Below are 24,686 nucleotides of genomic sequence, written 5' to 3'. Positions count from 1 at the left end.
TCGGCTGCGGGAGTAAATGCTCGATTCTTTTCCACAATTCGTCGTCAATGATTGGCTTATCCATGCCCTCGATCTCATCGCTACGATGCTCAAGGTTAATCTATGGTCACCCCCGTTTTTGCAACAGCGATCTTGATGGGTGGATGGCTTGCACAAATCTATCCGGCGTCGATGTGAGGAACAGTCCTCGCGCCACGATGAGAATCGCGCCTGACAGTCCTTATAACAGGGGCAGCTTCTAAAAGCTGGTTAACCTTCCAGGGTGTCCGTCAGGCCGTTTGGCCGTTCACGTCATCAATTATCAGCAGTCGCAAAACCTGATGGGTTGACTCTAATCTTGCGACAATACGTCCGTCACGCGGCGGAAACGGATGCTTGTCGCTCGAATACCGTGTCATGGCTCACCATCGCCCACGCAACTCGCGCAAGCTTGCTGGCGAGCGCGCAAGCAACCACGCTCGAATGACGTCGAGCCAGCATTGCGCGAGTCCAGTCGGCGATCCGACCATTTTGTTTGTCAAGGCGTAGCATGAATGCCCGCGCACACTGGACCAACAAGTGACGGATATTCTTGTCGCCGCGTTTGGATATTCCGAGCAGGTTTGACCTTCCGCCTGTGCTGTATTGCCTTGGCACCAGTCCGACCGACGCAGAGAAGTCGCGGCTGCACCGATATTGCTTGCCGTCACCGAGTTCCGAGGCGAGCAGACTTGCCGTAACTGGTCCGACGCCCGGGATCGTCAGCAGGCGCTGACCGATCGGATCATCGGCGAGTTGGCGCTCGATTTCTTTCTCGATATCGCGTATTTGCTCGGCAAGGTATTTAAAGTGTGCATGCAGCCGTTCGAGTATCGAGACAAGACGGGGCGGCAGTGGATGCTCGGCCAGTACTGAAGGAAGGCGTTTTACAACAGCATGACCCACCGGCAGGCTAATTCCGAATTCGAGAAGGAATCCGTGCATCTGGTTGGTGGTACACACTCTATCGCGGACGAAAGCCTGGCGAACCCGGTGGAGTGCCAGAAGAGTTTGCTGCGATTCCGTCTTCGGCGTTACGAATCGCATTGAAGGTCGCGACGCAGCTTCGCAAATCGCCTCGGCATCAACGAAGTCGTTCTTGTTACTCTTGACGAAGGGACGCACGAAGTGCGGTGAAATCAGCTTGACGATATGTCCGAACCCGCCGATCTTGCGCGCCATCCAATGCGCGCCGGCGCAGGCCTCCATCACGACGGTACAAGGGTGAAACGTGGCAAAGAACTCGAGCAGTTGCTTGCGTGAAAACTTCTTGCGAAACACCGCTTTGCCAGCGCGGTCTTGGCCGTGAACATGAAAAGTATGTTTGCCCAGATCAATCCCGATCATCGTGACGCTTTGCATGACAATGGCCTCCCGTGGAAAGTACCAAGCAGCCTACCCCAGTAGCGACGGGTGGGGGTGACCATCCCATTACAGGATGCCCATGGAGTTAACAGCCCCTTCAACGTCTTTTTGAAACCACCTCTTAGTCACGCGAAAGCATCAGGTCCAGGTTCTGAACCGCAGCCCCGGATGCACCTTTGCCGAGATTGTCGAACACCGCGGACAACAGGACTTGACCGTGCTCCGTATTGGAAAACACGCTCAGCTGCGCGTCGTTCGTACCATTCAGTGCTTGCGGATCCAGATGCGTCAGCGCTTCGGATTCGTGATGCGGCAGGACGCGCACGTGAGCGGCATTCTCATAGTGACGCGCGAGACAGGCGTGCAACGTGACGCCGTCCACGCCGGGTGCCAGCAGTCGCAATTCCAGCGGCACCGTCAACACAATGCCCTGGCGATAGGAACCATAGGCGGGGATGAAAAGCGGTCGCTGCGCGAGTCCCGCGTGCGTCTGGATTTCCGGCGTGTGCTTGTGCGCGAGTCCCAGGCCGTACACCTGGAACGAGGTCGCGTTGACGGCATCGTGCCCTTCGTGTTCCTCGACGCCCGCGCGACCGCGTCCGGAGTAGCCGGACACCGCATGAATGCTGATCGGATAACTGTCCGGTATGAGCCCGGCTTGCGCCAAAGGCCGCAGCAAGCCGATTGCGCCGGTCGGATAGCAACCGGGATTGCTGACGCGATGCGCGTTGGCAATGCGCCCGGCCTGGCCCGGGGTCATTTCAGGAAAACCGTAGGTCCAGCCCGGCTTTATGCGGTGGGCCGAACTGGCGTCGATGACCCTCACAGCAGGATTGACGATAGCCTTTACCGCGTCGCGCGCGGCGGCATCGGGCAGACAAAGAATAGCGATATCGCAGGCATTGATCGCTTCCGCGCGACGTCGCGCATCCTTGCGTTCCGTGGCGGGAAGCGTGGACAGCGTGATATCGGTCCGATTGCGCAACCGTTCGTGGATTTGCAGTCCGGTGGTGCCTTGGTCGCCATCGATGAAAACAACGGGTGCGCTCATATGCGTAAGACTCGGAATGAAGTTGGAGCGCTCATGTTCACCGAATCGCTAGAATAGGAAAAGTTGAATTTCATGACGCAATCATTCATTTTTTCTGACTCTGGACGCCGCCATGCGAGAGATCAGTCTGGACCGCTTGCGCACGCTGGTTGCAATCAGCGAGCGCGGCTCGTTCGCCGATGCAGCGCGCGCGCTGAATCTGGCGCCTCCAACCGTCAGCCTCCATATCGCCGAGCTCGAAGACCGCATTGGCGCGCCGCTTTTGTCACGCAAGCGTGGGCAGGTCAGGCCGTCGGCGATAGGAGAGGTGCTGGTGGAGCGCGCGCGGCGTCTGCTGGCCGATGCCGAGCAGGCGCTGGACGACATTCAGCGCCAGGTGCAGGGGCTCGAAGGGCGCGTGCGGCTCGGTGCATCGACAGGCGTGATCGCGTACCTGTTGCCGCAAGCGCTCGAGACCTTGCGTCAGCATCATCCCGCCATCGATATCCAGCTCGCCGTGCTGACGTCGCACGAGACGCTGTCCCGGCTGGCGGACGGAACGCTTGATGTCGGGCTCGTCGCGCTGCCTCAGCCGCCCGTGGCGGGCCTCGTCATCAAGCCGTGGCGCCGCGACCCCGTGATGGCTTTCGTGCCGGCGCATTGGCCTTGCCCCGCGCGTGTCACGCCGGCATGGCTCGCGGCTCAGCCTCTGATCCTCAATGACACGACGACACGTCTTTCCCGCCTGACGACGGAATGGTTTGCGGCTGCGGGGCATCATCCGTCGCCGCGCATTCAGCTCAACTACAACGACGCGATCAAGAGTCTGGTAGCGGCCGGTTATGGGGCGGCACTACTGCCCCATGAGGCCACGACGCCGTTACCGGAGAAGCGCATCGTCATGCGGCCGTTGCGGCCGGCGTTGTGGCGTCGACTCGGCATGGCGCACCGTGCCGGGCACGTCGAGCGTGCCACTCAGCACGTGCTGGATGTCGTGTGGAATCTGCGCTCGGTGCAAGCGGGGGCATAGCGGTAATTCCTGGCTAATTCTTGACGCGTAAGCTTCGCTTACTGCACTCATCGGCGACAAGAAGGAAAGAACCATGCGACGTGAGGGCGTGACCTACGAACTGCATCACATCGGCATTCCGACGAGTGAAAACCGGCCCGGCGAGCGCTACGCGGCCAGCATGGACATGTACACGTCGGACGACCTCACTGGCCCGCTGCCCATTCAATGGCACCGCTTCGGCCCGAACTGCACACTGGCCGAGCCTATGCGCAGTCAGCCGCACATTGCCTACAAGGTGGATAACCTGGAGGCGGCGATCGAAGGGCATATTGTCATTCTTGGGCCCTACGAGCCGCTCGACGATTTCCGCGTTGCCGTCATCGACAACGGCGGAATGCCGATTGAATTGATTCAGACAAGCTTGACCAATGCAGAGATCTGGAGCCGCGCCGGCAATGGCGCGAAGTCTCGGCTATACCGTTGATTTCGAGATTTGCGCGTAACCGGCCGGCGAAGATCAATTATGCCAATTCGTCACCGTTCCGTTCTTGAACCAGAACCAGAGCGTATTGCCATAGCCTTCTTTCGTGTGGACGTCGGCGACCGTGGTGGCCTGATTCACCGTCGACATGCCCGGGATCATTCCCGAAGCCATCGAAAGCAGGTTATTTCCCGAGCGGTTCTTGGAGTAGATCCATGTATCCGAGTTGTTCGCACTGGTCTGCTTGCTCTCGGGTTCTCCATACAGGGAGTAAATATCCTGCTGGGTCGATTTACCGATCACGACATGTTGCTTGATCCAGACCGGATCGAATTTCTCGTTGCCCACTCCCATCGCTCCGCCCGTGGAGCACGCAGCCAACGAGAGAAGCAAAGCGATCAGAAAGATTTTTTTCATGTTAGCGACGCTGAAAATAGACTCGGGACAATTGCAACCATCGCGTTACGTTCTCGGATGGCATTCGCCGTCCGTGTACGTAGCCTTGTCCAGAGGCGTCAGCCCCGGAATCACGAAAGCCGTGCAGGTGAACTTGCGGCCGCGCGCCGTGGTGGCGTCGTAGCTGATCTTGCTGCCGCCAATAGCATTCTTCTTCACGTATTGGACATTGGTCACCGTGATCTCGTCAGAGGAAGCAAGACCCAATGTCTTCGCCGTCGTGGTCTGCATCTCCGTCATGTTCAGCTGTGTGCCCCCGCAGGCTGAAAGAACAAGACACATTGCAGAAGCAGCAGCGCCATAAAACATAACTCTCTTGAACATGTTTAACTTCCTTTTCTTGGTAAGTGCTTACAGAGTGTTACGTAATATAAACAGGTCTTTCATGCGCTGCAAGCTTTTAGCGTGCTAAATCGCACCCTGCTCAAGGAGGGTTGAAAAAATGCTGTCATATTCCGGAGGGAATTGACGCACTCACGCGGTGCGTCTCGTGCCGCGCGATCAGACGATCCAAGCGGGCGCGTGCGGCAACGTGGCGCTCTGTGCAATATCGTGATTGATCCAGATGCGGGCGCCTTCTTTCGCGGCGATTGCCTCGATCCTGCTCATTGAAGCAAGCGAGGCGTGTGGCGCGGCATTGAATTGCGGAATCCTGCGATGCTTCAAGTTGCAACAGCTATGCGCGACGTCGCCGCTCAGGATAACCGGGCCGGTTTGCGGAAGGCGTATCAGCAAGGAACCATGGCCCGGCGTGTGTCCGGGAGTATGAAGGAGGCGGATGGCGCCGTCGTCGAAGATGTCGCAATCGCCTTCCACGATTTCGATGTCGTTCTGACGCATCGAATCGTAGAGCGCCGGAAGATAGCCCCATGCTTCGGGATGCGGCCCGAACATCGCGTCGTGCTCCGCCCGCTGAATGATCCATCGGGCATTTCTGAACAGCTTCGCATTGCCCACATGGTCGTAGTGCGCATGCGAGAACAGGATGATGTCGATGTCGTCGGGGGACACGCCTATGGCCTGAAGTTGCGAGGCGATCGTCCGGGTCACGATGCCGCGAATACCGTGCGCCATGATCGCGCCGTCGGGTTCGGCGTAGACGCGGTCTGGCGTGCCGGTGTCCCACATCAGCCACTTGTTCCTGTGGCGGATGAGGTAGGCATTGCAACTCAGCGTCATGGGCACGCCGACATTCACACCCGGCGAATAGATTGAGCCGTCTTCGACGCGCGCTATCCCGCCATCCAGAATGCAGATTTTCTCGACGGTGGCGTGCTCATGCATGGCGCGTGCCGGTACGTGGTTGAACCGCTCGCTCACGAGAGCTTTGCCCTGCTGCGCCGGAACTGGCCGACCGAGAGCCATACCGCCGAGATGAGAAAGTAGGCCGCGCCCACGCCGGCATAGCCTGCGATTCGGGAAATGGCCGCAAGCAGCGGTGTGGGCGCGAGCGTGAGGAACAAGCCCCCTGCGAGTGCAGATTGCGCGCCGCTCAGGATCATCGCCCATTGCGCACCCGATTGCTTCCAGCGACGCAGCGCAGTGGCGAGCTGCAACAGACCCGACAGGATGGCCCAGACGCCGAAGACGCCGAGCACCCAGGCCGGATCGGTCTTCAATGCAAGGACTACGGCGGCGGCGGTTGCGCTGCTGATCGCTACGTTGAGGGCCTGAGTGCGATTGTCCGTCTTGCCGCCGCTGCGCGAGAGATCGAGATAGTTGGCGAGCGCATCCCAGGCGGGATAAAGGACCAGCAGGATTGCCGCGCCTAAAGTGGAATGCATGCCGACCGCGAAGGCCAGTCCCACCCATATGACCGAAACCGCCGCGCGAGTGAAGTAATAATGTTTGAGCCATTGCTCAGCCGCAGCCTGCGTTCCCTGTGTGATTCGATGCTCTGCCATGTGAAACTCCCTTGAAGATAGTGATCGAGAGGTTCTCAGTTATGGCGGCGGGCGGCTATCGGTCAAATGACCGAGGCGGCCTGAAAGCGCCGTCGCGTATAGTGGGGCCTTTCCGATGCCCCTCTCTTCGCTGACATCCATGACCCCTTCGGAAGCCAGCCGTCTTCCCTTGCTCGTGTTCGATTGCGTGAAGGCGCTCGCCTTCATCGGGGACCTGAGCATGGGACAGCCCACCGATCATTCGCCCCGCACGGCATGGCTGGCCGCGCGTCTCGCCGCTGCGGCCGGGCTGTCTCCGGCAGATCGCGATGCGGTTCGTGAAGCGGCCTTGTTGCGCTGGTCCGGCTGCACGGCGAACGCGGCGGGCTTCGCACAGGTCTTCGGTGACGACGTGGCGTTTCGCCAGGCCATGCTTGAAGAGCATCCGGACTGGGCAGAGCCGCTCGAAGCGCTCGGCGATGCGGGCGCCGCGCTCACGCCACTCGCCGTGATTCACTGCGAGGTCGCGGGCGAGGTGGCGCGCATGCTTGGATTGAGTTCATCCACTGAAACCGCTTTGCGCCATGTCTTTGAGACGTGGGATGGCCGTGGCTTGCCTGCGCATCTCGCGGGCGACGCCGTGCCCGCAGCGGTCTTTATCGTCGCGCTGGCCGGCGATCTCGAGATCTATAGCCGCGTGTTCGGCGTGGAAGGAGCACTGGCCCGACTGGCGCAACGTTCGAACATGCGCTATCCCGCCGATCTCGTGGCGCAGGCGACCCGGCATGCACGGCAATGGCTGAAGCAACTGCACGATCTGTCATCCGCCGAGGTCGATGCCGCGCTGCTGACGAAGCACATGCAGCAAGCCACGTCGCCGGCTTTGATCGCGGATGTCATCGATCTGAAACTCCCGTGGATGACCGGCTTCTCGCGCACGGTTGCCGCAACCGCCGCGGCAGCGTGTGCCCGCCTCACGTCGGATACGGAGATGCATGCGCGTGTGTATCACGCCGGATTGATTCATGGCATTGGCCGGGCGTCGGTGCCCAATGCCGTGTGGAATCAGCGGGAGCGCCTGACCGGGAGCGCCTGGGAGAAAGTGCGTCTGGTGCCGTACTGGACGTCGCGTGCGGGACGCCTGGCGGGCGCGATCGGCGAGGCAGCCGATCTCGCATCGTATGCCTATGAAAGGCTCGACGGCTCCGGCTACTTTCGCGGCGTGCGAGACCGGGCGATCAGCATGGAAGCACGCGTGCTGGCGGCGTCGGTCGCATGGGTTGCGCTGCGTTTGCCGCGTCCCTGGCGTCCCGCGCTGTCATCCGACGAGGCCGCGCGGCAACTGCTCGAAGACGTGGCCTGCGGCCGTCTGGATGGCGAGGCAGTCGACGCGCTGCTTGCCGACGCCGACAGCCCGGTCCGACGCCCGGTCAACGAAGCGCACACGCGCGTGCTGCTTTCGGTACGGGAGATCGAAGTCCTGCGATCCATCTCGCGCGGCGCGAGCAACAAGGAAGCCGCACGCGAGCTCACGCTGAGTCCGAGCACGGTGCGAACGCATATCGAGAATATCTTTCGCAAGCTCGACTGCTCGACCCGCGCGGCCGCGACGCTGAAGGCATCGGCAATGGGCTGGCTTTGAAGTTGATTCAGGCTCATAGCGTTTGCTTGAACAAGGCGAGCAGCGCGTGCCAGCCTCGCTCAGCCGCGTCTGCGTCATAGACGGGAAAGTCCGGAACCATCCAGCCGTGCAAGGCGTCATGGTAGGTCTCGGCGCGGTAGTGGACGCCTGCATGGATCAACGACTCTTCAAGACGTGCTGCCATTGATGGCGGGTAGCTGTCGTCGTTGTCGGCACTCGCGATGTACACCTGCGCGGACAGATGGGTCACGAGCAAGTGCGGGCTCGTTGGCGCGTCGGTGGCCAGATTGCCGCCGTGGAAGCTGGCGACCGCTGCGAAGCGCTCAGGGAACGTCGCCGCCGCGCCAATAGCGATGCCGCCACCCATGCAAAAGCCCACCGCGCCCAGCTTGCCGTGCGCAACGTCCTTGCGCGTGTCGAGATAGGCCAGGAAGTCGCGGGTATCGCTTGCGGCCTTGTCGACTCCCGTGGTCGCCATGAGCGGGCCGAGGATGGCCATCACATCGCCCTTGAAGACGTCTTTCGGTACCAGCGGTTCGTAGGGACCAAACCGATAGTAAAGGTCCGGCAGCAAGACGACATAGCCCGCGTCCGCGAGCTTCGTGGCCATGTCGAGCATGGCGGGCCGGATGCCGCCAGCATCGCCATAAAAGATCACGGCAGGCCAAGGTCCGACGCCGCCCGGCGACATGACATACGCGGGACACGCTGCGTCAGCGATTCGGATGGTGACTTCTTCGGTAGGCAAGCTTTTTCTCCCGCTATGAACATGCAATCACGACTCGTCAGGCACCGGGTACTTCCACGATGACTTGACCTCGCGCAGCGCGACGCTCGATTGTATCGACGCGATGCCCGCCTGTTTGCGTAACACACGCTCGATGAAGTCGCCGTATGCGTCCAGGTCGGGCGTCACTACCTGAAGAATGTAGTCCGCGTCTCCGGTGATCTTGTGGCACGACAACACTTCCGGTCGGCCACGCATGACGGCCTCGAAGTTATCGGCGGTCTTGTCGGAATGGATATTGATGCGGATGTGTACGAAGGCCAGCAAGTCCAGGCCAATGGCGCGTCGGTTGAGGTTGGCCTGATAGCCTGTGATCACCCCCTGGTCTTCGAGGTGTTTGCGTCGCCGCCAACACGGCGTGACGCTCAAGGAAAGCTTTTCGCCCAGCGCGGCATTGGAAAGCGTGCCGTCATTCTGAAGCAGCCGCAGCATGGACCGATCAACCGGATCCATGACGGGTCTTGAACGATTTGTGCTCATTCGGCCTGATCCTTGGGCAAACGTTCTAACAGTGTAGGCTTTCGCGCATCCGAAAGCAAAATCAGTGCGGCGATGCGGACTAGACTGTTCTCATGCTTACCATCTATAGCAGCGATCACAGCCTTCATCAGGGAGTGGAACTGAAGGACGGCGCGATCTCCGAGTCCTTCGAAAAACCGGTTCGCGCGGAAGCGATACTGCGTCAGGTCAAGGTAGCGGAGCTTGGCGAGGTTATCGCGCCGACGCGTTATGAGCGTCATCACTATGTCGGCGCGCATAGCGAAAGGTATGTCGAATTCCTCGCTCATGCGTGGGACGAGTGGACAGCCACCGGCCGCACCTGCCAAGCCTTGCCGCTGGTATGGCCCGTTCGTGGTCTGCCGAGTAGAGCCATGCCAGAATTCATCGACGGCAAGCTCGGCATGTTCTCGATGGATGCCGGATCGCCCATCAACGCAGGCACTTGGGACGCCGTTTCCGCCAGCGCGAATTCGGCGCTGACGGGCGCGGAAGCCTTGTCTGAAGGCACGAAAGCCGCGTTCGCACTGTGCAGACCGCCGGGACATCACGCCGGGCACGAGTACATGGGCGGGTACTGCTATCTGAACAATGCAGCAATTGCCGCGCAGCGCTGTGTCGAAAAGGGTGCGCGGCGCGTGGCCATCCTGGACATCGACTTCCATCACGGCAACGGCACGCAGGACATCTTCTACGAACGCAAGGACGTGTTCTTCGTCTCCATTCATGGCGATCCCGGCGTGTCATTCCCGTATTTCTCGGGCTATGCGGAGGAACGCGGCGCGGGCGAGGGCGTGGGAAGCAACCTCAATCTCCCCTTGCCGCGCGGCACGACATTCGATCTTTACGAACCCGCGTTGCTGCAAGCCGGCGCCGAGATTGCACGGCACGGCGCCGATGCATTGATCGTCTCGCTGGGCGTCGATACGTTCGAATGTGATTCGATCGGCCATTTCCGACTGAGCACGCCCGACTTCACGCGCATCGGCCAGAGGGTGGCGACGTTCGGCTTGCCGACGCTCTTTGTCATGGAAGGCGGCTATATGGTCGACGAGATCGGCGTCAATGCCGTGAACGTACTGCTGGGCTTTGAAGGGCGCGCGTGAAGGCGTTTGCTTCTTGCAACTGCATGGCAAAAGGTGAGCATATGAACCGGCTTGTGTATCTCTCTTCCGACTGCTTGTCGGACCTCGACGGCTTTCGTGTCGAAACCAGCCTGCAAGGCGTGCGCGCCGACATCGTTCTCGACAGGCCGCCGTTCAACGTCATGTCTCTCACACAACATGAGCAGATCCGTGCCGTCATCGAAGCGCTGGATCGGGATCCTGTGATTCAGATCATCGTGCTGCGGAGTTCGCGCGAACACTTCTCCAATGGCATGGATGCATTCGGTCTGAGCCATGCCGCCATGCAGCACGCATCGAGGCTGGTCTTCGCGGTGAGCGCGCCTTCGCGTTGCAGCAAGCCGGTGATTGCAGCAAACCGCGGTCATTGTTTTGGGAGCGCTTTCGAGTTGTCCCTGGCGTGTGATTTCCGCGTGGTCACGGAGTCCACGGTCTATGCGCTGCCTGTGCTCCACGACGGCCATCTTCCCGCGTACGAGAGCATGCGGCGGCTGCATCGGCTGATCGGGACGGGCAGGACCAAGGACCTGGTCATGCGATCGCGCTTCCTGGACGGCGTGAAGGCCTGCAACTGGGGCATCGCGAACGAGTTCACCGTGGACACTGAACTCGAAAACGTCACCGATGCGCTAGTGGAAGAGTTGCTTGCAGCGTCGCCGGCGAAGCCGCACGCGATCAAGCAGCTCCTGAACAGTATGGATGACGGGTTCACGGGCCTGGAGTACGGTGCGGGCGGCAACGCGCAGACGATCCTTGCCTGAGTAAAGACGACCGACCTGCATCACACGCCATACTGCTCTCGAAGTGTCGCCGCTGCGTCCGCAAGCGTTCGAAGCTTCGCCTCGGCAATTCGACTGCTGCTGACCGGCGCATCGGCGAAGGTCGCAAAGCCGCAATCCGGATTGAACAACACACGTTCGACGCCAAAGAGGTCGATTGCATGGCGTGCCGCGCGCAACACGTCGTCGAGCGGTTCGACATGCGCGTGTTTCTGATTGCACAATCCGACGCCGATACGAAGCCTGTCGGGCAAGCGTTTCAACAAGTCGATTGCGCCGGCGCGCGGCGTATGCAGCTCGAGAAACAGCGTGCCGACGTTCAGCGCGCCCAAGGTGCCGATGAGAGGCCCATAGTCGCCGGTCATTGCGTGACTTTCGTCCGCGCTCCAGTTTCCCCGGCACATGTGCATGGCGATGCGCTCCTGCGGAAAGCCTTCCGTGACCGCGTTGAGCAGGTCGCGCGCGAACGCGAGTTCTGTAAGCGGATCGCTCTTCGCCGACAACGCACCGCACATGAAACTGCGCTGGCTCGTCATGCCCGAGAAGGCGACTTCGGAGAGCACGGGTTCGTCGAACTGCACCAGCGCCGCGCCCTGCGCGAGCAGCGCGGCCAGTTCTTCCCGCAGGACCCGCACGATATCCATGGCCAGCTGTTCCCGACTCTCATAGGCGCGATCCGACACGCACTCCAGCCACATGGTTCGCGTCAACAGATAGGGCCCGGGCAACGCGATCTTGACCGGCTTCGCAGTCAGGCCCTGTACGCAGGCAAGCTCATGCACCGCGAGCGGCCGGCTGCGCTCGAGCGGTCCAAACACGGCCGGATGGCGCACTTCGGCGGCCGGCACGTCGAGTGCCCGCAGCTCCTGCTCGAAAGCCCGTGGATCGTCCACATACGGCAGCAGGTCGGTCAACGGAATCAGTTGGCAGTTATCCAGCAGGCCGCCGACGAAGCTCGCGTAACTATCGCGACGCTGTTCGCCGTCCGTGACGACATCGACGCCCGCGCGCAACTGGGCCGCGACCGCGAGCTCCACGGCGTCGTCGGCGCTGGAGTGGAAGTGCGCGTCGTCCAGCCGTCCCTCCATGTGTTCGTGGAGCGCGTGAAGCATCCATCGCGGCCGCGGCCAGCTGCCGATGCCCATCACCGAAAGCGGTCTGACGTGCGGCGCTGGCTGCGCCACGGGCACGCGTTGCATGGACTGCGGCGCCGGCTCCCGGAAAACAGGCAATGCGCCCTTGCTGACGAGAAAGTTTCTTTGCCTGCCGTCCCGCGTCATCGAGACGAGTTCATTGCCCGTCATGCGGCACCACGCCGGCAAGTCTCCTTCAACCGAGCTTTCGGTCGAACGGATTTCGAGCAACTGACCTTCGCGCAGCGGATCGATATGCTTTCGTATCAACAGCAACAGGCCGTTGCCGCAATCGAGATCACCGCCGTCGAAGCTGGCAGCGGGCGTGTGCCCGGGTTGTCTGGAGGGTGTCGTCATGCAGGATCCATGGCATCGCCGGGGGCGGTCATGCGTGCATAGAGTTGCGCAGCGTGCGCGTCATCGAATGCGTCGGCGGGAACGTCGATCGCCATACCGCCACGGGCCAGACCGATCACGCGATCGGCAAACGCACGCGCCAATGCAACCTGATGCAGGCTGCACAGAACGGCCACGCCTTCTTCGCGGCAGCAGCGCCGCAACAGCGTCAGCACCTCCATGCCGCTGCCCGGATCGAGACTCGAAACGGGTTCGTCGGCCGCGATCAAGCGCGGTTGCTGCGCCAGTGCGCGTGCGATGGCAACCCGTTGTTGCTGACCGCCCGAGAGCCCATCGACGCGACGTGTCGCGTAGCCGAGCAGATTCACGCGGTCGAGGCAGTCGAGTGCGAGCAGCCGGTCCGCACGCTCGAAGCGCCGCGTGATGCCGCGCCACGCGCTCACATGGCCCAGCCGGCCCGCGAGCACGTTGTCGAGCGCGCTCAGCCGCGGGACGAGATGCAGATGTTGAAAGATGACCGCGACCTGCCTGCGCGTGCGATGACGCAGCCCATCCACTGGCGCGCCCGCCACTTCGATGATCCCGGTATCGGCTTGATCGAGGCCCGCTATGCAACGTAACAGCGTGGTCTTTCCCGCGCCGCTCGCACCGAGAAGCGCGGCAAACTGGCCCGTTTCGAGCGCGAGATTCACATCGTGCAGCACATCGACGCCTTGCAAGCGCTTGCTGACACGCACGATCCGCAAGACCGGTTCGGCATCGGCGCGTTGCGACGAAAGGGAAACATTCATATTAGTTTCCTCCGCAACCAACCGGAGATCTGATCGAGCGTCGTGACCACGACAAGGATGGCCGCGATGATCGTGAACAGGCGGTTGAAGTCGAGCAGGTCGAGACTGTTCTTCAACTCCTGTCCGATGCCGCCCGCGCCCACCACGCCGAGCACGGTCGAGGCGCGAACGTACCACTCCCCCCAGAGCTTGGTTGTGGAAGCGATGCTGGGCAGGTCGTCGTGAAGCACCGCATACGCGATGCTCGTGAAGTGGCCCGCGCCGGTGGTGCGCACGGCGGCATAGGCGGAGAGATCGGTGTTCTCCAGGTGATCGGCGAACAGCTTGGCCGCGCTGCCCCAGGTATGAAGCGCGATGCCGAGCACGCCGGCGAACGGACCGAGTCCGACTGCCGCGACGAACAGCAGCGCGAATACGAACGAATCGATACCGCGCAACATGTTCAGGAACCAGCGCACCGGATAATAAAGCGCGGGCAACGGCGTCAGGTTACGGCTGGCGAATAGCGCCGCCGGTAACGCGAGCAGGGCGGCGAAGGTGGTGCCCACCGCGGCCATGGCGAGCGTCTCCGCAATGCGGCGCACGATCAGCGGCAAGTCGTCGATACGCGGCGGCCATGCCTGAACCAGCCAGCCCGCCAGCTTCGGCAGCCCGGCCACGAGGCGCGCCGGATCGACGTGAGAGAGGCTGAAGCACACCGCATAGAACGCCACGACTGCAAGCAGCGTGGCAACGAAGCGCGCCTGCGCTATCGCACCCCTTTCGGCAGGCGTTGCCGCGTCAACGCTTCGCGCGAATCTTGCCGACCGCGATACCCGCGTTTTCGATGACTGAATAGGACGCATGCGTCGCCGTCACGAAGCCCGTATAGCGCGGCGGCAACAAGCTCGCGGCCTGTTGCGGCGTAAGCGCGGTGAGGATGTGCTGGATCTGCGCGACCAGATCGGCGGAGGCGCCGTGCGGGACCACGATTGCGTCGTTCGGCAATGGGTCCGAGGTCCAGACGATCTTCGTCCCTTCGGGCTTGATCTTGTGACTCGCGATCATGGCATTGCGATTGCGGTCGAAGTCGGTCGCCAGATCGACTTGAGCGGACTGCACGGCGACTTCGTTGGCCGCATGCGTCGCGCCTTCCGTGTATTGCCAGAAGGTCTTCGGGTCGATCTTCCAGACTTCCTTCGCGTACCAGGTGGGAATCAGCCAGCCGGAGGTGGAGCCAACGTCGGCGAAGGAAATCGACTTGCCCTTTGTATCGTCCGGGAAGCGCTTCACCTCGATCTCCGGACCGCCGACGATGATGCCGCGATAAAACGGCTGGTCGTCGTACTTGACGGTCGCGAGCGCCTGGCATTGGGTCGCGTTGTTCGCGATCACGTAGCCCCATGGCCCCATCCAGGCCAGGTCGAGCTGGCCTGCGCCCATGGCGACGGCCATACCCGCCCAGTCGGTGGTGGCCGACAGTTCGTAGTCGGCATTGAGTTGCCCGGCGAGCCATGCGAAGAACGGGCCGAAGCTCTTCTTCGTGTCGTCGGCGCTGGGAAGCAAGGGGCCGACGCCGAAACGCAAGGTCTTGCGGGTCTGGGCACGGGCGAGCGGGGCGAGCGCCCACGAGGAGGCGAGGCCGGCGGCGCCAGCCACGAACATTCTGCGTGTGGTCATGTGAGCCCCTAGTAGCTGAGACTGGGGCAGCCGTCACCCATGAATTCGACGAGCATTGCACCGCCCACGATGCGGGCGCCGGCAATGAGCTTGTCATCGTCGAGCGAGCGCTTCTTGAAGCACGGCGAGCAGACATAAAGCGCGCCGCCCGCATCGACGAAACTTGTGATGAGTTCCTTGAGCGGCGCAAAGCCCGGCTCGTGGATGTCGTCCGCATAACCGGACTGAGACAGGCGTGTTCCTTCGATATTCAGGAACACGATGACTTCTTTCTCGCTGGCAAGCGCCGCGTTGGCGACCACGAAGGCGACCGTGGCACGGTCGGCGTCGTCTTGGGCTCGAGTCAGACTGACCACGAATTTTCCAGACACGATATTCTCCCGGTTCTCCAGTTATGCAACGAGCGTGTGACGAGACGAGCGGCGACGCCCTTAGTCACGAATGACATCAGGCTTTGGCTCGAATGTAGAAAAGCGCTCGCTTTGCATCAGCAAGCAGCAGCCGATGTCCGGTGATACGGCAATAAGCCGGAATATCCTCGATCGCGCCCAGATCTCGCGCAGTCACTCTGAAGATCTGGCCGGGCGCCTTGCGCAGCTTCACGCGAAGCTTGAGCAGCAGTTCGCCGCAGCCCATGTCGCCTGCGTCCCACGCTGTATCGAACGTGGGTTCTGACAAAGCTGCGTGCGAATCATGCAAGGCGATGCTCTCTCCGATCGGATGGACAAGCGGCGAGATGCAACATAGCACGGGCTTGTGAGGGAATGCAGCGACCCTGCACGGGGCGGGTCAGCGGCTGCCTCTCCCGTTCAAGAACGGGTTGCGAGCGCTGCGCTCACGCATTGGGGATACTGTCGGCTTGCGGCGAGGGCTCGCCGACATTGCTGCGCGCCTGCGTCTGAAGATAAGCCAGCCCGCCGCCCGCCGACACGATGTCCATCACGAAAGGCGGCAAGGTCGGCACGCGATGCACGACGCCGCTCGCCGTCTGCCGGATAACTCCGTTTCGATAGTCGATCTCGAGCGTCTCGCCATCCGCGATGGCATCGTACTCAGCCGCTGAGATTTCGAGGAAGGGCACGCCCATGTAGACCGAGATGCGGTATGGCGCACGGGTCAGCTGCATAGCCAGCAATCCCAGCCCAATCTCCTTCATCGCAAGAAACGGATGGCTATGCTGACTGCCGTGAGCGAAGCGCTTCCCGGCCATCAGCATGTCGCCCGGCCGGGCTTCATCGGCGATCTCGGGACGCACCTCATGCAGCAGGTGCTTGCGCAGCTCACGCGGGTCGTAGTTGAAGACATGATTCGCGGAGATCAGCGCGTCGCTCGACACGTCGTCGGGCAGTTTCCAGACTCGGCCTTTTGCCATGAGCGGCGTGTTCATACGACGGTCTCCTGCAGAAAATCTCTCGGATCGGCCACCCGGCCCGCAAGCGCCGAAGCGGCGACCGTCAGCGCACTTGCCAGATAAATGTGCGCATCCGGGCTGCCCATGCGGCCAGGGTCGTTGCGCGTGCTGGTGCTGATGCGCACCTCGCCCGCCGCAAGCTGTGCAAGGCCACCGAAGCAGGGTCCGCACGTCGATGGCGCGATCTGCGCGCCGGCTGACATCAGCACGCCCAGCACGCCTTCGGCCATCGCCTGTTCATGCACCCGCCGCGTGGCGGGAATGACCAGCAGCTTCACGTTGTCATGAACTTTTCGCCCCTTCAATAGCCCGGCCGCCGCGCGCAGTTCAGCAAGACTTCCGGATGCACATGAGCCGATATACGCATGCTGAATCTCGATACCGCCCAGTTCCGCCGCCGTGCGCACGTGCGTGGGCGAGGGCGGAATGCTGACGAGCGGCTCAAGCGTGCCCGCATCGATGTCGATCGTGCGCAGGCAGGGCGGGTCATCATCGCCGCGAAGGAGCGACGGCTCCGGCACGCCCGCTTCGCGCAGATAATCGAGCGTGCGCGCATCGGCCGGCACGAGGCCCGCATCGGCGCCCATATCGACGCTCAGACCGGAGATTGTGCAGCGCTCCGGCACGGAAAGCCGTTCGATAGCGGTCCCGCTGTATTCGATGACGCTTTCGTTCGCCTCGTCCGCGTCGATGAGCCGCATCGCATGCAGCACGACATCACGCGCCGTGACGCCCGCAGGCAGCACGCCATGCACGCGCACGCGGATCGTCCGGGGCACCTTGAGCCAGATGCGGCCGGTCGCCATGATCATGGTCACTTCGATGCCGAAGGGCATCGCCAGCGCGCCGACGCCGCCGAGTCCCGGCGTATGCGTATCGGCGCCCGCGACGAACATGCCGGGCGCCACCAGCCCGCGTTCGATAGTCAGCGGATGCGTAATGCCTTCGCTGTCGAAGAGATGGCCGACCTGCATCTTCACGGCGAGTTGTCGCGTGAGTCGGTTGCGATCGGCGGCGGCCACGCTATGCGCCGGCGTCTCGTGGTCGATGGCAACGACGAGGCGCTCGGGATGAGCAAGCGTGTCGATGCCGATATCCGCGAGCCGCTTCACATACGCGGGATACGACACCTCGGGCATCGTCGTCAGATCGGGCGTTGCCCAGATCACTTCGCCCGGTTCGACGTGCGCGCGCCCGCTTGCACGCGCCAGGATTTTTTGGACCAGCGTCGCGGCCATGGATCACGCTCCCTTCACGACCTGGCGCTCGAACGCCGCATAGTGCGACGCGCCGAGCATCTCGGTGATCTGCGCGAGCGGGGCCATGTCCGGCACCATCGCGGCCGTGCTGCCTTCCTCCCTCAGGCGTTCCAGCAGCGCGCGCTGCCAGCCGACGATGCCCTGAATCAGCGTGATCGGATAGAGCGACATGCCCAGTCCGGTCTGCGCCAGTTCGCGCTGCGGATGCAACGGCCGGATCGTTTCCGCGACCGTGTGAATGACCGGGACGTTCACCGCCTCGGCCACCGCACGGCACTCATCCAGCGACGACAGTGACGGAACCATCACCGCATCGACGCCGAGTTCGGCCATGGCCTTCAGGCGGCGGATCGCCTCGCCGACGCCGTGCAGCGCCACCGCGTCGGTGCGTCCGATGACGAGGAAGTCCGGCGAGCGCCGCGCGAGCAAGGCGGCGCGCAGCCGGCCGGCCATCTCGGCATCGTCGACGAGCGCCTTGCCCGACATCGCGCCGCAACGCTTCGGCGACATCTGGTCTTCGAGGTGCATCGCCGCCACGCCCGCGCGTTCGAGTGCGCGCACGGTTTCTGCGATGTTGGACACATCGCCGTAACCGGTGTCCGCATCGGCGATCACCGGCAGGTCGACCGCCGCGACGATCTGCGCCGCCTGCGCGATCATCTCCGATCCGCTGATGAGGCCGATGTCCGGCTTGCCGCGGCTCGCCGCCACGCAATAGCCCGAGATGTACACGGCCTCGAAGCCCGCGGCCTCGATGAGCATCGCGCCGAGGGCGTCGTGCGTGCCCGGCACCGCCACCGCCTCGCGTCTCGCGAGCATGGCGCGCACGCGCGCCCCCTTGCTTGCATCCTGCGACAAAGAAGAACTCATATGACTGGCCTCACGACTTGGGCAGCGTCGCCACGGCCTGTTTGACCGCTTGCGAGTCGAACTGGTTGGCGGCGGGAATGAACTGGTTGGTGTACACGTCCTTCGGATCGAGCGGCCCGGCGAGCTGCTTGTTGGCCTTCAGGAAATCCACCATCGCGGTGGCCGATGCGGAAGGGGTTTCGCCCATCTTTTCGCCCGCGTCCGTTTTCAGGTAGTTCATGCGCATGTTGACGAGCGCCAGCGCCTGTTTCATCGCGGCCGCGTCCGAAAGACCCGTAGGCTTGCTGGCGGGAAACTCTTCCCAGTGCGCACGAATGGCGCCTTGCGGATCGGTCATCGTGATCTGCGTGCCCTGCACGACGCAGCGCAGCAGTTTTTCGATCACGTCAGGATGAGACTTGGTGTAGTCATCACGCACGAAATAGGCGCTGCCGAACGTGAGCTTCTCGGCGGAAGGCGACTTGAACACGCGCAGCTTGAGGCCCATGTCCTCCGCGAGCGCGATCTGCGAGTCCCAGGTTCCCCAGATATCGACCTTGCCGCTGCGCAGCGCCGTAATGGCCTGTGCGCCGGTGCCGGTCTCGACGAAGGTCACGTCCTTGTCGGGATCGAGTCCCGCCTCGGCGATCTGTCCTTTGATGATGTTGACGAGCACCGCGCCATAGGAAATCACGCCGATCGTCTTGCCCTTGAAGTCCTTGATGCTCTTGATCGGACTCGAATCCAGCACCACTGGAAACTGGAAGTTGTGGCGGATGTTCAGATAGACCGCCTTGATCGGCGCGCCCTTGGACCGCGCAACGATCGCCGCGCCAGGCGCCATGTTGACGAACTGCGCCTGACCCGAGAGCACCGCCTGCATGCCGGCGGTCGAGTTGATCGGCTGGATGGTCACATCGAGACCTTGCTTCTGCCAGCACTTGGTGTAAAGCGGGATGGACGTGTTGTTGGCCTGCGATGCATCGATGACCGTGGTGCCCACCGCCATCGTGATCTTCTGCATGTCCTGCGCGTTCGAGATGCCCGGCGCCGCAACGAGCGGGAGTGAAGCGGCGAGGGCGCACAGCGTCAGGTTGGCGCGGGTTGAACGGGTCATGATGCGTGTCTCCTTGCTTTTTATGAATGGGGCCGTGGTGTCTTTTATCGGCCTTTGAATTGCGGCGTTCTGCGCTCACGAAATGCGCTGCGGCCTTCGACGAAATCCTCGGTGGAAAAGAGCAGGGTCTGGCCTTCGAGCTCGAGCGCGAGTGCGGCGTCCAGAGACTCGACAGGCTTGGCGAGCGCGGCCTTCGTCAGCGCCACGGCGACGGGTGCGGCGCCGCTGAACGACTCGGCGAGCGCGAGGGCGTCGGCGAGCAGCGCAGCGGGTTCGGCAAGTTGATCGACGAGGCCGAGCGTGGCCGCTTCCTGGGCATCGAGCACGCGGCTCGCGAACAGCACGCGCCGGGTTTGCGCCATGCCGATGCGGCGCGGCAGCGTCCACAGCAAACCGAAGTCCGCCATCAGGCCGAGCTTGCCGAACACGGCGCCGAACTTCGCTGCATGGCTTGCGATAACGAAATCGCACGCCGCCGCGATCGACAGTCCCGCGCCGTGCGCCGCGCCGTTGACGGCGGCGATGACCGGCTTGTCGCCGGCTGCGATCAGCCGGATCAACTGCTGGCCGCGCCGCATGCGCGCACGCACGTTGAGGGGATCGTGATTGCGCAGGCCGTCGAGATCGCCGCCCGCACAGAAGCTGGTACCGTTGCCGGTGACGACGATCGCGCGGCACGCTTCGTCCTGCTGCGCGGCTTCGAGCGCCGCGATCAGTCCTTCACGCAGTTCGGCCACGAGCGCATTGCGCTTGTCCGGCAGGTTCAGCCGGATCAGCAGGACGGCGCCATGCCGTTCGCAGCGCACGGGCGCGCTTGCGTCGCTTGCGTCGTTTGCGTGGGTGGCAATTGCGTCGCTCATGCCAATGTCTCCTCGTGCACGGGGCGAAGGTCGAGCGGCGCGCCGAGAAACGCGCCGCCATCGATGCGCAGCAGTTGTCCGGTGATGAGCGCTGCCGCGTCGCTCAGCAGGAACGCGACGAGTTCGGCAATCTCGCCGACGCTCGCGTTGCGGCCAAGCGGCGTTGCCGCGCCGAGCGCTTGGGTTGCATCGGCGCTATAGGACGCTACGAAGGCATCTGTTTCCACCGCCGCCGGGGCAACGCTGTTCACGCGAATGCCGCGTCCACCCCATTCCAGCGCGAGCGCGCGCGTCAGTCCGGCCACGCCGCTGCGCGCCGCTACCGCATGCGCCAGCCCGAGACCACCGCGCTCGGCGGGACAGATCGACAGATTGACGATCGCGCCGCCGCGCGGCATCGCGTCGTGCGCGGCGCGCGACGCGGCAAACACCGCGTTGAGGTTGAGATCGACGACCGCCGCGAAGCCCTTGGGCGAGATCTGCTCGGCGCGCGCGGCAAACTGGCCGCCCGCGTTGTTGACGAGGCCGTCCAGGCCGTCTTCGCCCGCGAAGGCATGCAGCGCTGCACGCAGGGCCTCGGCGTCGCGCACGTCGCAGACGTCGTAAAGGAACGCACCGTCCGCGTCGGCGATCATGCGGCTGGTCTCGGCAAGGCTTTCAGCATGCCGGCCACAACCGCCGACCGTGGCGCCCAGCGCCGCGGCGCGGCACGCAATGGCGCGTCCGATGCCCGAGCCCGCTCCGGTCACATAGATGCGTTTGCCGCGCAGTGCGGACGTGGCGAGGACCGGTGCGGACGCATTCACGTGTCGAGCCCTTCGCGGACCACGCGCTTCGATTTGTGCGTGCTGCGCGGCAAGCTTCCGGCCGGCACGATATCGACGGTTGCGCGGACTTGCAGCTTCTCGCGGATCTCATGCGCGAGCCGTTCTGCCACGCCCGCGCCGAGTGCCGCGCCTTCCAGTTCGACGCGCAAGCGGAAGCCGGTCAGGAAGCCGGTGCGGGCATCGCATACGGACGGATCGAGCACGATTTGATACTCGCTGCTGAGTCCCTCGACACCCCGCACGATCTGCTCGACCGATGAGGGAAACACGTTCACGCCGCGGATGACCAGCATGTCGTCGGCACGGCCGCGCACGCCGCCCGGCAGGCGCGCGTGCGTGCGTCCACATGCGCAGCGGCTGCTGTCGCGCACGACGACATCGCCGGTCCACCAGCGCACGAGCGGACCCGCCTGCTTGTCCAGGTGCGTGAGGACGAGCACGCCCGGTGTGCCGTCGGCAACAGGACGGCCTTCGTCATCGACGATCTCCGCATACGCAAAGTCTTCTGCCAGATGCGGGCCGTTCTGCGCGTGGCAGTCCTGGCCGATGGTCTGGAATTCGAGGCTGCCGTAGGCGTCGAAACATTTCGCGTTCCATTCGGCTTCGAGACGCTCGCGCGTGGCCGGTACGCTCGCGCCGGTTTCGCCGCCGAGCATGATGTGCCGTACCGGAGACTCGCGCGCATCGAGGCCCATCGAGCGCGCGGTGTGCGCCAGATGGGCCGCGAACGACGGTGTGGCGGTAATCACGCTGACGCCGTATTCGAAGATCGAGCGGATCTGCCTTTCGGAGTCGGCGCTGCCGCCGGGAATGCAGGTCGCGCCGAGCTTCTGGTAGCCGGCCGTCGCGCCCAGGCCGCCGACGAACCAGGCATAGCCGAACAGGCACTGATACACGTCGCCGGGCCGCACGCCTTGTGCATAGGCGTAGCGTGCGTAGAGTCCGGCCCAGCGATCCAGGTCGGCCTCGCTCCAGTATTGCGGCGCGGGCGCGCCGCTGGTGCCCGAGGAAAAGTGGATGCGCCGCACGTCAGCGGGCGCCGCAGCCTGGAACTCGCCGTAAGGCGGCACGCGGCCGATCGAATCGACATAGTCGCGCTTGCGCGTAAACGGCAGCGCGCGCAGGTCGTCGAGGCTCGTCAATTGCGCGGCGCGAAAGCCGTGTTCCGCGAACAGGCGACGGTAATACACACTGTGCTCGCCGACGTATTCGAGCTGCTCGCGCAGGCGCCCAAGCTGATAGGCGCTGATTTCTTCACGCGTCCAGGTCTCGCAAGCGTCGCGTGGCGCATCCGTCGGCGTGAGCGTGTCAGCCTGCATACGTCGCTCCCAGTCCGCGCACGCAGAACGCGGCCACGCTGTCGGCGGTGGCATTGCGTTCCGCGACGGTTTCGGTGCGACGCGGGCGATACCAGATCGTCGTCCAGTTGAGCGCGCCGAGCAGCGCCTTCACCACGACGTGCGTGTCCTGCTGCGGCAACGACCCCGCCGCCATCGCCTCTTCGATCGCTCCGACGAACAACGCCTGGTACCGGTCGCGCATGGCCAGGAACTCCTTGAGCACCTTGCGCTGCGCCGGCGTGGTCTGGCCGTGCAGATGCATGTCGAGTCCCTGCACGACTACGCACTGGAATTCGATGTTGCTCATGATGATCAGCACGTGCGCGCGGGACATCGCGGCGATGCGGGCGATGGGATCGACGACGCCTTCCGCCGCCGTGGCAACCGCGTTCGTGACCATCTGCATGGCTGCGCCGTGCACCTGGAAGAACAGATCGGCCTTGCTCTTGAAGTGGTGATAAATGCGGCCCTTGGTGCAGCCGAGCACCTCGGCGACATCGTCGATGCTGGTGGCGGCGTAGCCCTTGAGCATGAACGCGCTCGCTGCCGCGTGCAGGATCTGGGCGACGCTGCTGCTGTCGTCGTCGGTGGACTTCGATGCTTTCGGCTGGGCCGCGCGGCTGCGCGCCGGGCGGGATTCGACTTCGACCGTCATGCGGATTCTCCTGTTGCCTGGGCCCGGATCGCGCGCGCGATGAGCAGGCGCTGGATCTCAGAAGTGCCCTCGTAGATTTCAGTGACACGCTGGTCGCGGTACAGACGTTCCACTGGATTCGGCTTCACGTAACCCGCGCCGCCGAAGATCTGCAGCGCGGCATCGATCACGTCGTGACTCGTTTCGCTCGCGATCAGCTTGGCCTGGGCGGCTAGCACGGAAACGTCGCGGCCGTTGTCATGGGCGCGCGCCGCTTCGTAGGTGAGGGCGCGGGCTGCGGACAGGCGGGCCGCGAGATCGGCGAGATTGAAACCGAGCGCCTGATGATCGATCAGCAACTGACCGAACGTGCGCCGCTTCGCAGCATACTCCACGGCCAGGCGGAACGCGGCGAGCGCCATGCCGCAGGCCTGCGCGGCCACGCCGATGCGTCCCACGTCGAGCGAACCGAACGCCATGCGCAGGCCTTCGCCCGGCGGCGCGAGCATGCGCGCCTGCGCGACCCAGGTATCGAGTTCGATCGTCGCGGTGCGGGTGCCGCGCATGCCCATCTTGTCTTCGAGCTGGCTGTCGTCGACGCCGGGCGCCTTCGCATCGACGAGAAACGCGGCAATGCCGTGCTTGCCCGCGCCCGCCTCGGTCTGCGCGAACACGACGTACCAGTGCGCCGCGCCGCCGCCGCCGATCCAGCACTTCTCGCCGCGAATGCGCCAGCCGCCGTCTTCGGGCGTCGCGAGGGTTTGCATCGACGCGGGATCGGAGCCTGCGTGGCGTTCGCTCAACGCAAAAGAGATGGCCTCGCCGCGCTCGATGAGGCCGCGCAGCAGTTCGCTCTTGAGCGCCTCGTCGCGCATCAGCAGAAGGGGCGCCGCGCCAAGCTGGATAGTGGCGACGATGCCGCTCGTCGAAGCACAGGTCTGCGCGATCTCTTCGACCACCACGCAATACGCGACCAGGCTCGCGCCGCCGCCGCCATGGCGCGCGGGCAGCACCATGCTGGCGATGCCGCTGTCGCGCAGGCGCTGCACGGTCTCGAGCGGATAGCGCTGACTCGCGTCGATCTCGGCTGCAAGCGGTGCGAAGTACGTGGCGGACAGTTGCGCGGCAAGATCGCGCCAGCGCGTCTCCGCAGCGTTCAACTGCGGCTGCCACACGACTTCACGCGTCGGACGGAGGTCGCGCGTGGCGCCGTTTGCGGGCCCTTGCTGCGCCCTCTCTTCACTCTCTGCTGCGATGGCTGCGCGTTCGGAAATATTCATTCGCCAGGACCCTGCCAGGTTCGAAACGGTTGACCCAAAAAAATACTGTGTAGTATGCTCGGTCAACGCATCATACTAACGAGTATGTTTTAGG

The 24,686-nt window shown here is 63.3% G+C and carries 28 protein-coding genes; 5 read left to right on the top strand and 23 right to left on the bottom strand.

The window, feature by feature from the left end; all coding sequences use genetic code 11:
* Nucleotides 1-354: 354 nt before the first annotated feature.
* Together QCE63_RS18710 and argC are read right to left on the bottom strand one after the other, a co-directional pair.
* Complete coding sequence (locus QCE63_RS18710; protein WP_309835028.1) at nucleotides 355-1,380, bottom strand: IS110 family transposase; 1,026 nt, start codon at nucleotides 1,378-1,380, stop codon at nucleotides 355-357.
* A gap of 124 nt (nucleotides 1,381-1,504) precedes the next feature.
* Entirely contained in the window at nucleotides 1,505-2,434 is a 930-nt protein-coding gene (gene argC / locus QCE63_RS18705; RefSeq protein WP_309835027.1) for an N-acetyl-gamma-glutamyl-phosphate reductase, read from the bottom strand.
* A 112-nt stretch (nucleotides 2,435-2,546) separates the two neighbouring features.
* Between argC and QCE63_RS18700 the strand changes: the two genes are divergently transcribed.
* A complete protein-coding gene (locus tag QCE63_RS18700; RefSeq protein WP_309835026.1) occupies nucleotides 2,547-3,443 on the top strand; it encodes a LysR family transcriptional regulator in 897 nt (298 codons plus the stop codon).
* 88 nt (nucleotides 3,444-3,531) lie between these two features.
* On the top strand, nucleotides 3,532-3,909 hold the full coding sequence (locus QCE63_RS18695; RefSeq protein ID WP_309835025.1) for a hypothetical protein: 378 nt from the start codon (nucleotides 3,532-3,534) through the stop codon (nucleotides 3,907-3,909).
* A gap of 33 nt (nucleotides 3,910-3,942) precedes the next feature.
* Here QCE63_RS18695 and QCE63_RS18690 read toward each other — a convergent pair whose 3' ends face one another.
* The 4 genes from QCE63_RS18690 to QCE63_RS18675 form a co-directional block, all read right to left on the bottom strand.
* Nucleotides 3,943-4,323: a hypothetical protein gene (locus tag QCE63_RS18690; RefSeq protein ID WP_309835024.1), complete on the bottom strand. Its 381-nt coding sequence runs from the start codon at nucleotides 4,321-4,323 to the stop codon at nucleotides 3,943-3,945.
* Between the two features lie 45 nt (nucleotides 4,324-4,368).
* Nucleotides 4,369-4,686, bottom strand: coding sequence for a hypothetical protein (locus tag QCE63_RS18685; protein WP_309813939.1), 318 nt, complete (start codon nucleotides 4,684-4,686; stop codon nucleotides 4,369-4,371).
* 177 nt (nucleotides 4,687-4,863) lie between these two features.
* Nucleotides 4,864-5,541, bottom strand: a complete 678-nt coding sequence (locus tag QCE63_RS18680; RefSeq protein ID WP_309835486.1) for an N-acyl homoserine lactonase family protein — start codon at nucleotides 5,539-5,541, stop codon at nucleotides 4,864-4,866.
* A 137-nt stretch (nucleotides 5,542-5,678) separates the two neighbouring features.
* Nucleotides 5,679-6,266: a DUF308 domain-containing protein gene (locus QCE63_RS18675; RefSeq protein WP_309835023.1), complete on the bottom strand. Its 588-nt coding sequence runs from the start codon at nucleotides 6,264-6,266 to the stop codon at nucleotides 5,679-5,681.
* Nucleotides 6,267-6,405: 139 nt separating this feature from the next.
* Between QCE63_RS18675 and QCE63_RS18670 the strand changes: the two genes are divergently transcribed.
* Nucleotides 6,406-7,887, top strand: coding sequence for an HD domain-containing phosphohydrolase (locus tag QCE63_RS18670; RefSeq protein ID WP_309835022.1), 1,482 nt, complete (start codon nucleotides 6,406-6,408; stop codon nucleotides 7,885-7,887).
* Nucleotides 7,888-7,900: 13 nt separating this feature from the next.
* Here the strand turns inward: QCE63_RS18670 and QCE63_RS18665 are convergent, their stop codons facing one another.
* Together QCE63_RS18665 and QCE63_RS18660 are read right to left on the bottom strand one after the other, a co-directional pair.
* On the bottom strand, nucleotides 7,901-8,578 hold the full coding sequence (locus QCE63_RS18665; protein ID WP_309835020.1) for a dienelactone hydrolase family protein: 678 nt from the start codon (nucleotides 8,576-8,578) through the stop codon (nucleotides 7,901-7,903).
* Between the two features lie 84 nt (nucleotides 8,579-8,662).
* Nucleotides 8,663-9,154 carry an Lrp/AsnC family transcriptional regulator gene (locus QCE63_RS18660; RefSeq protein ID WP_309835019.1) on the bottom strand — a complete coding sequence of 164 codons (492 nt, stop codon included), beginning with the start codon at nucleotides 9,152-9,154 and terminating at the stop codon, nucleotides 8,663-8,665.
* A 92-nt stretch (nucleotides 9,155-9,246) separates the two neighbouring features.
* On the opposite strand from QCE63_RS18660, the gene QCE63_RS18655 reads away from it, so the two are divergent.
* Together QCE63_RS18655 and QCE63_RS18650 are read left to right on the top strand one after the other, a co-directional pair.
* The gene (locus tag QCE63_RS18655) at nucleotides 9,247-10,278 is read left to right on the top strand and encodes a histone deacetylase family protein (RefSeq protein WP_309835018.1); all 1,032 of its coding nucleotides are present in this window, start codon (nucleotides 9,247-9,249) and stop codon (nucleotides 10,276-10,278) included.
* Complete coding sequence (locus QCE63_RS18650) at nucleotides 10,275-11,057, top strand: enoyl-CoA hydratase/isomerase family protein (protein WP_309835017.1); 783 nt, start codon at nucleotides 10,275-10,277, stop codon at nucleotides 11,055-11,057. The genes QCE63_RS18655 and QCE63_RS18650 overlap by 4 nt, the downstream gene beginning before the upstream one ends.
* A 20-nt stretch (nucleotides 11,058-11,077) precedes the next feature.
* Here QCE63_RS18650 and QCE63_RS18645 read toward each other — a convergent pair whose 3' ends face one another.
* The 15 genes from QCE63_RS18645 to QCE63_RS18575 all read right to left on the bottom strand — a co-directional run bounded on the left by QCE63_RS18645 (nucleotide 11,078) and on the right by QCE63_RS18575 (nucleotide 24,592).
* A complete protein-coding gene (locus QCE63_RS18645) occupies nucleotides 11,078-12,565 on the bottom strand; it encodes a 5-methyltetrahydropteroyltriglutamate--homocysteine methyltransferase (protein ID WP_309835016.1) in 1,488 nt (495 codons plus the stop codon).
* On the bottom strand, nucleotides 12,562-13,356 hold the full coding sequence (locus tag QCE63_RS18640) for an ATP-binding cassette domain-containing protein (protein WP_309835014.1): 795 nt from the start codon (nucleotides 13,354-13,356) through the stop codon (nucleotides 12,562-12,564). The genes QCE63_RS18645 and QCE63_RS18640 overlap by 4 nt, the downstream gene beginning before the upstream one ends.
* Nucleotides 13,353-14,201: a phosphonate ABC transporter, permease protein PhnE gene (phnE, locus tag QCE63_RS18635; protein ID WP_309835013.1), complete on the bottom strand. Its 849-nt coding sequence runs from the start codon at nucleotides 14,199-14,201 to the stop codon at nucleotides 13,353-13,355. The genes QCE63_RS18640 and phnE overlap by 4 nt, the downstream gene beginning before the upstream one ends.
* Entirely contained in the window at nucleotides 14,137-15,015 is an 879-nt protein-coding gene (locus QCE63_RS18630; protein WP_309835012.1) for a phosphate/phosphite/phosphonate ABC transporter substrate-binding protein, read from the bottom strand. The genes phnE and QCE63_RS18630 overlap by 65 nt, the downstream gene beginning before the upstream one ends.
* 8 nt (nucleotides 15,016-15,023) lie before the next feature.
* Nucleotides 15,024-15,386: a DsrE family protein gene (locus tag QCE63_RS18625; RefSeq protein ID WP_309835009.1), complete on the bottom strand. Its 363-nt coding sequence runs from the start codon at nucleotides 15,384-15,386 to the stop codon at nucleotides 15,024-15,026.
* Nucleotides 15,387-15,462: 76 nt separating this feature from the next.
* Nucleotides 15,463-15,714 (bottom strand): sulfurtransferase TusA family protein, encoded by a 252-nt coding sequence (locus QCE63_RS18620; protein ID WP_309835008.1) that lies wholly within the window; start codon nucleotides 15,712-15,714, stop codon nucleotides 15,463-15,465.
* 136 nt (nucleotides 15,715-15,850) lie between these two features.
* Nucleotides 15,851-16,402 carry a 3-isopropylmalate dehydratase gene (locus QCE63_RS18615; RefSeq protein ID WP_309835006.1) on the bottom strand — a complete coding sequence of 184 codons (552 nt, stop codon included), beginning with the start codon at nucleotides 16,400-16,402 and terminating at the stop codon, nucleotides 15,851-15,853.
* Entirely contained in the window at nucleotides 16,399-17,664 is a 1,266-nt protein-coding gene (locus tag QCE63_RS18610; protein ID WP_309835005.1) for an aconitase/3-isopropylmalate dehydratase large subunit family protein, read from the bottom strand. The genes QCE63_RS18615 and QCE63_RS18610 overlap by 4 nt, the downstream gene beginning before the upstream one ends.
* A gap of 3 nt (nucleotides 17,665-17,667) precedes the next feature.
* The gene (locus tag QCE63_RS18605) at nucleotides 17,668-18,555 is read right to left on the bottom strand and encodes an isocitrate lyase/phosphoenolpyruvate mutase family protein (protein ID WP_309835003.1); all 888 of its coding nucleotides are present in this window, start codon (nucleotides 18,553-18,555) and stop codon (nucleotides 17,668-17,670) included.
* Nucleotides 18,556-18,565: 10 nt separating this feature from the next.
* Entirely contained in the window at nucleotides 18,566-19,651 is a 1,086-nt protein-coding gene (locus QCE63_RS18600) for an ABC transporter substrate-binding protein (RefSeq protein WP_309835002.1), read from the bottom strand.
* Between the two features lie 44 nt (nucleotides 19,652-19,695).
* A complete protein-coding gene (locus QCE63_RS18595) occupies nucleotides 19,696-20,511 on the bottom strand; it encodes an enoyl-CoA hydratase-related protein (protein WP_309835001.1) in 816 nt (271 codons plus the stop codon).
* Complete coding sequence (locus QCE63_RS18590; protein ID WP_309834998.1) at nucleotides 20,508-21,317, bottom strand: SDR family oxidoreductase; 810 nt, start codon at nucleotides 21,315-21,317, stop codon at nucleotides 20,508-20,510. The genes QCE63_RS18595 and QCE63_RS18590 overlap by 4 nt, the downstream gene beginning before the upstream one ends.
* Nucleotides 21,314-22,657 carry an AMP-binding protein gene (locus QCE63_RS18585; RefSeq protein WP_309834995.1) on the bottom strand — a complete coding sequence of 448 codons (1,344 nt, stop codon included), beginning with the start codon at nucleotides 22,655-22,657 and terminating at the stop codon, nucleotides 21,314-21,316. The genes QCE63_RS18590 and QCE63_RS18585 overlap by 4 nt, the downstream gene beginning before the upstream one ends.
* Entirely contained in the window at nucleotides 22,647-23,333 is a 687-nt protein-coding gene (locus QCE63_RS18580) for a TetR/AcrR family transcriptional regulator (protein WP_309834993.1), read from the bottom strand. The genes QCE63_RS18585 and QCE63_RS18580 overlap by 11 nt, the downstream gene beginning before the upstream one ends.
* Entirely contained in the window at nucleotides 23,330-24,592 is a 1,263-nt protein-coding gene (locus tag QCE63_RS18575; protein ID WP_309834992.1) for an acyl-CoA dehydrogenase family protein, read from the bottom strand. Before QCE63_RS18575 ends, QCE63_RS18580 begins: the two co-directional genes overlap by 4 nt.
* Nucleotides 24,593-24,686: the final 94 nt, after the last annotated feature.

Origin of the sequence: Caballeronia sp. LZ065 (assembly GCF_031450975.1) — a bacterium.
Classification (GTDB): domain Bacteria; phylum Pseudomonadota; class Gammaproteobacteria; order Burkholderiales; family Burkholderiaceae; genus Caballeronia.
Note: the sequence above shows the minus strand (reverse complement) of the source record. Positions and strands in the feature narration are given on the sequence as shown.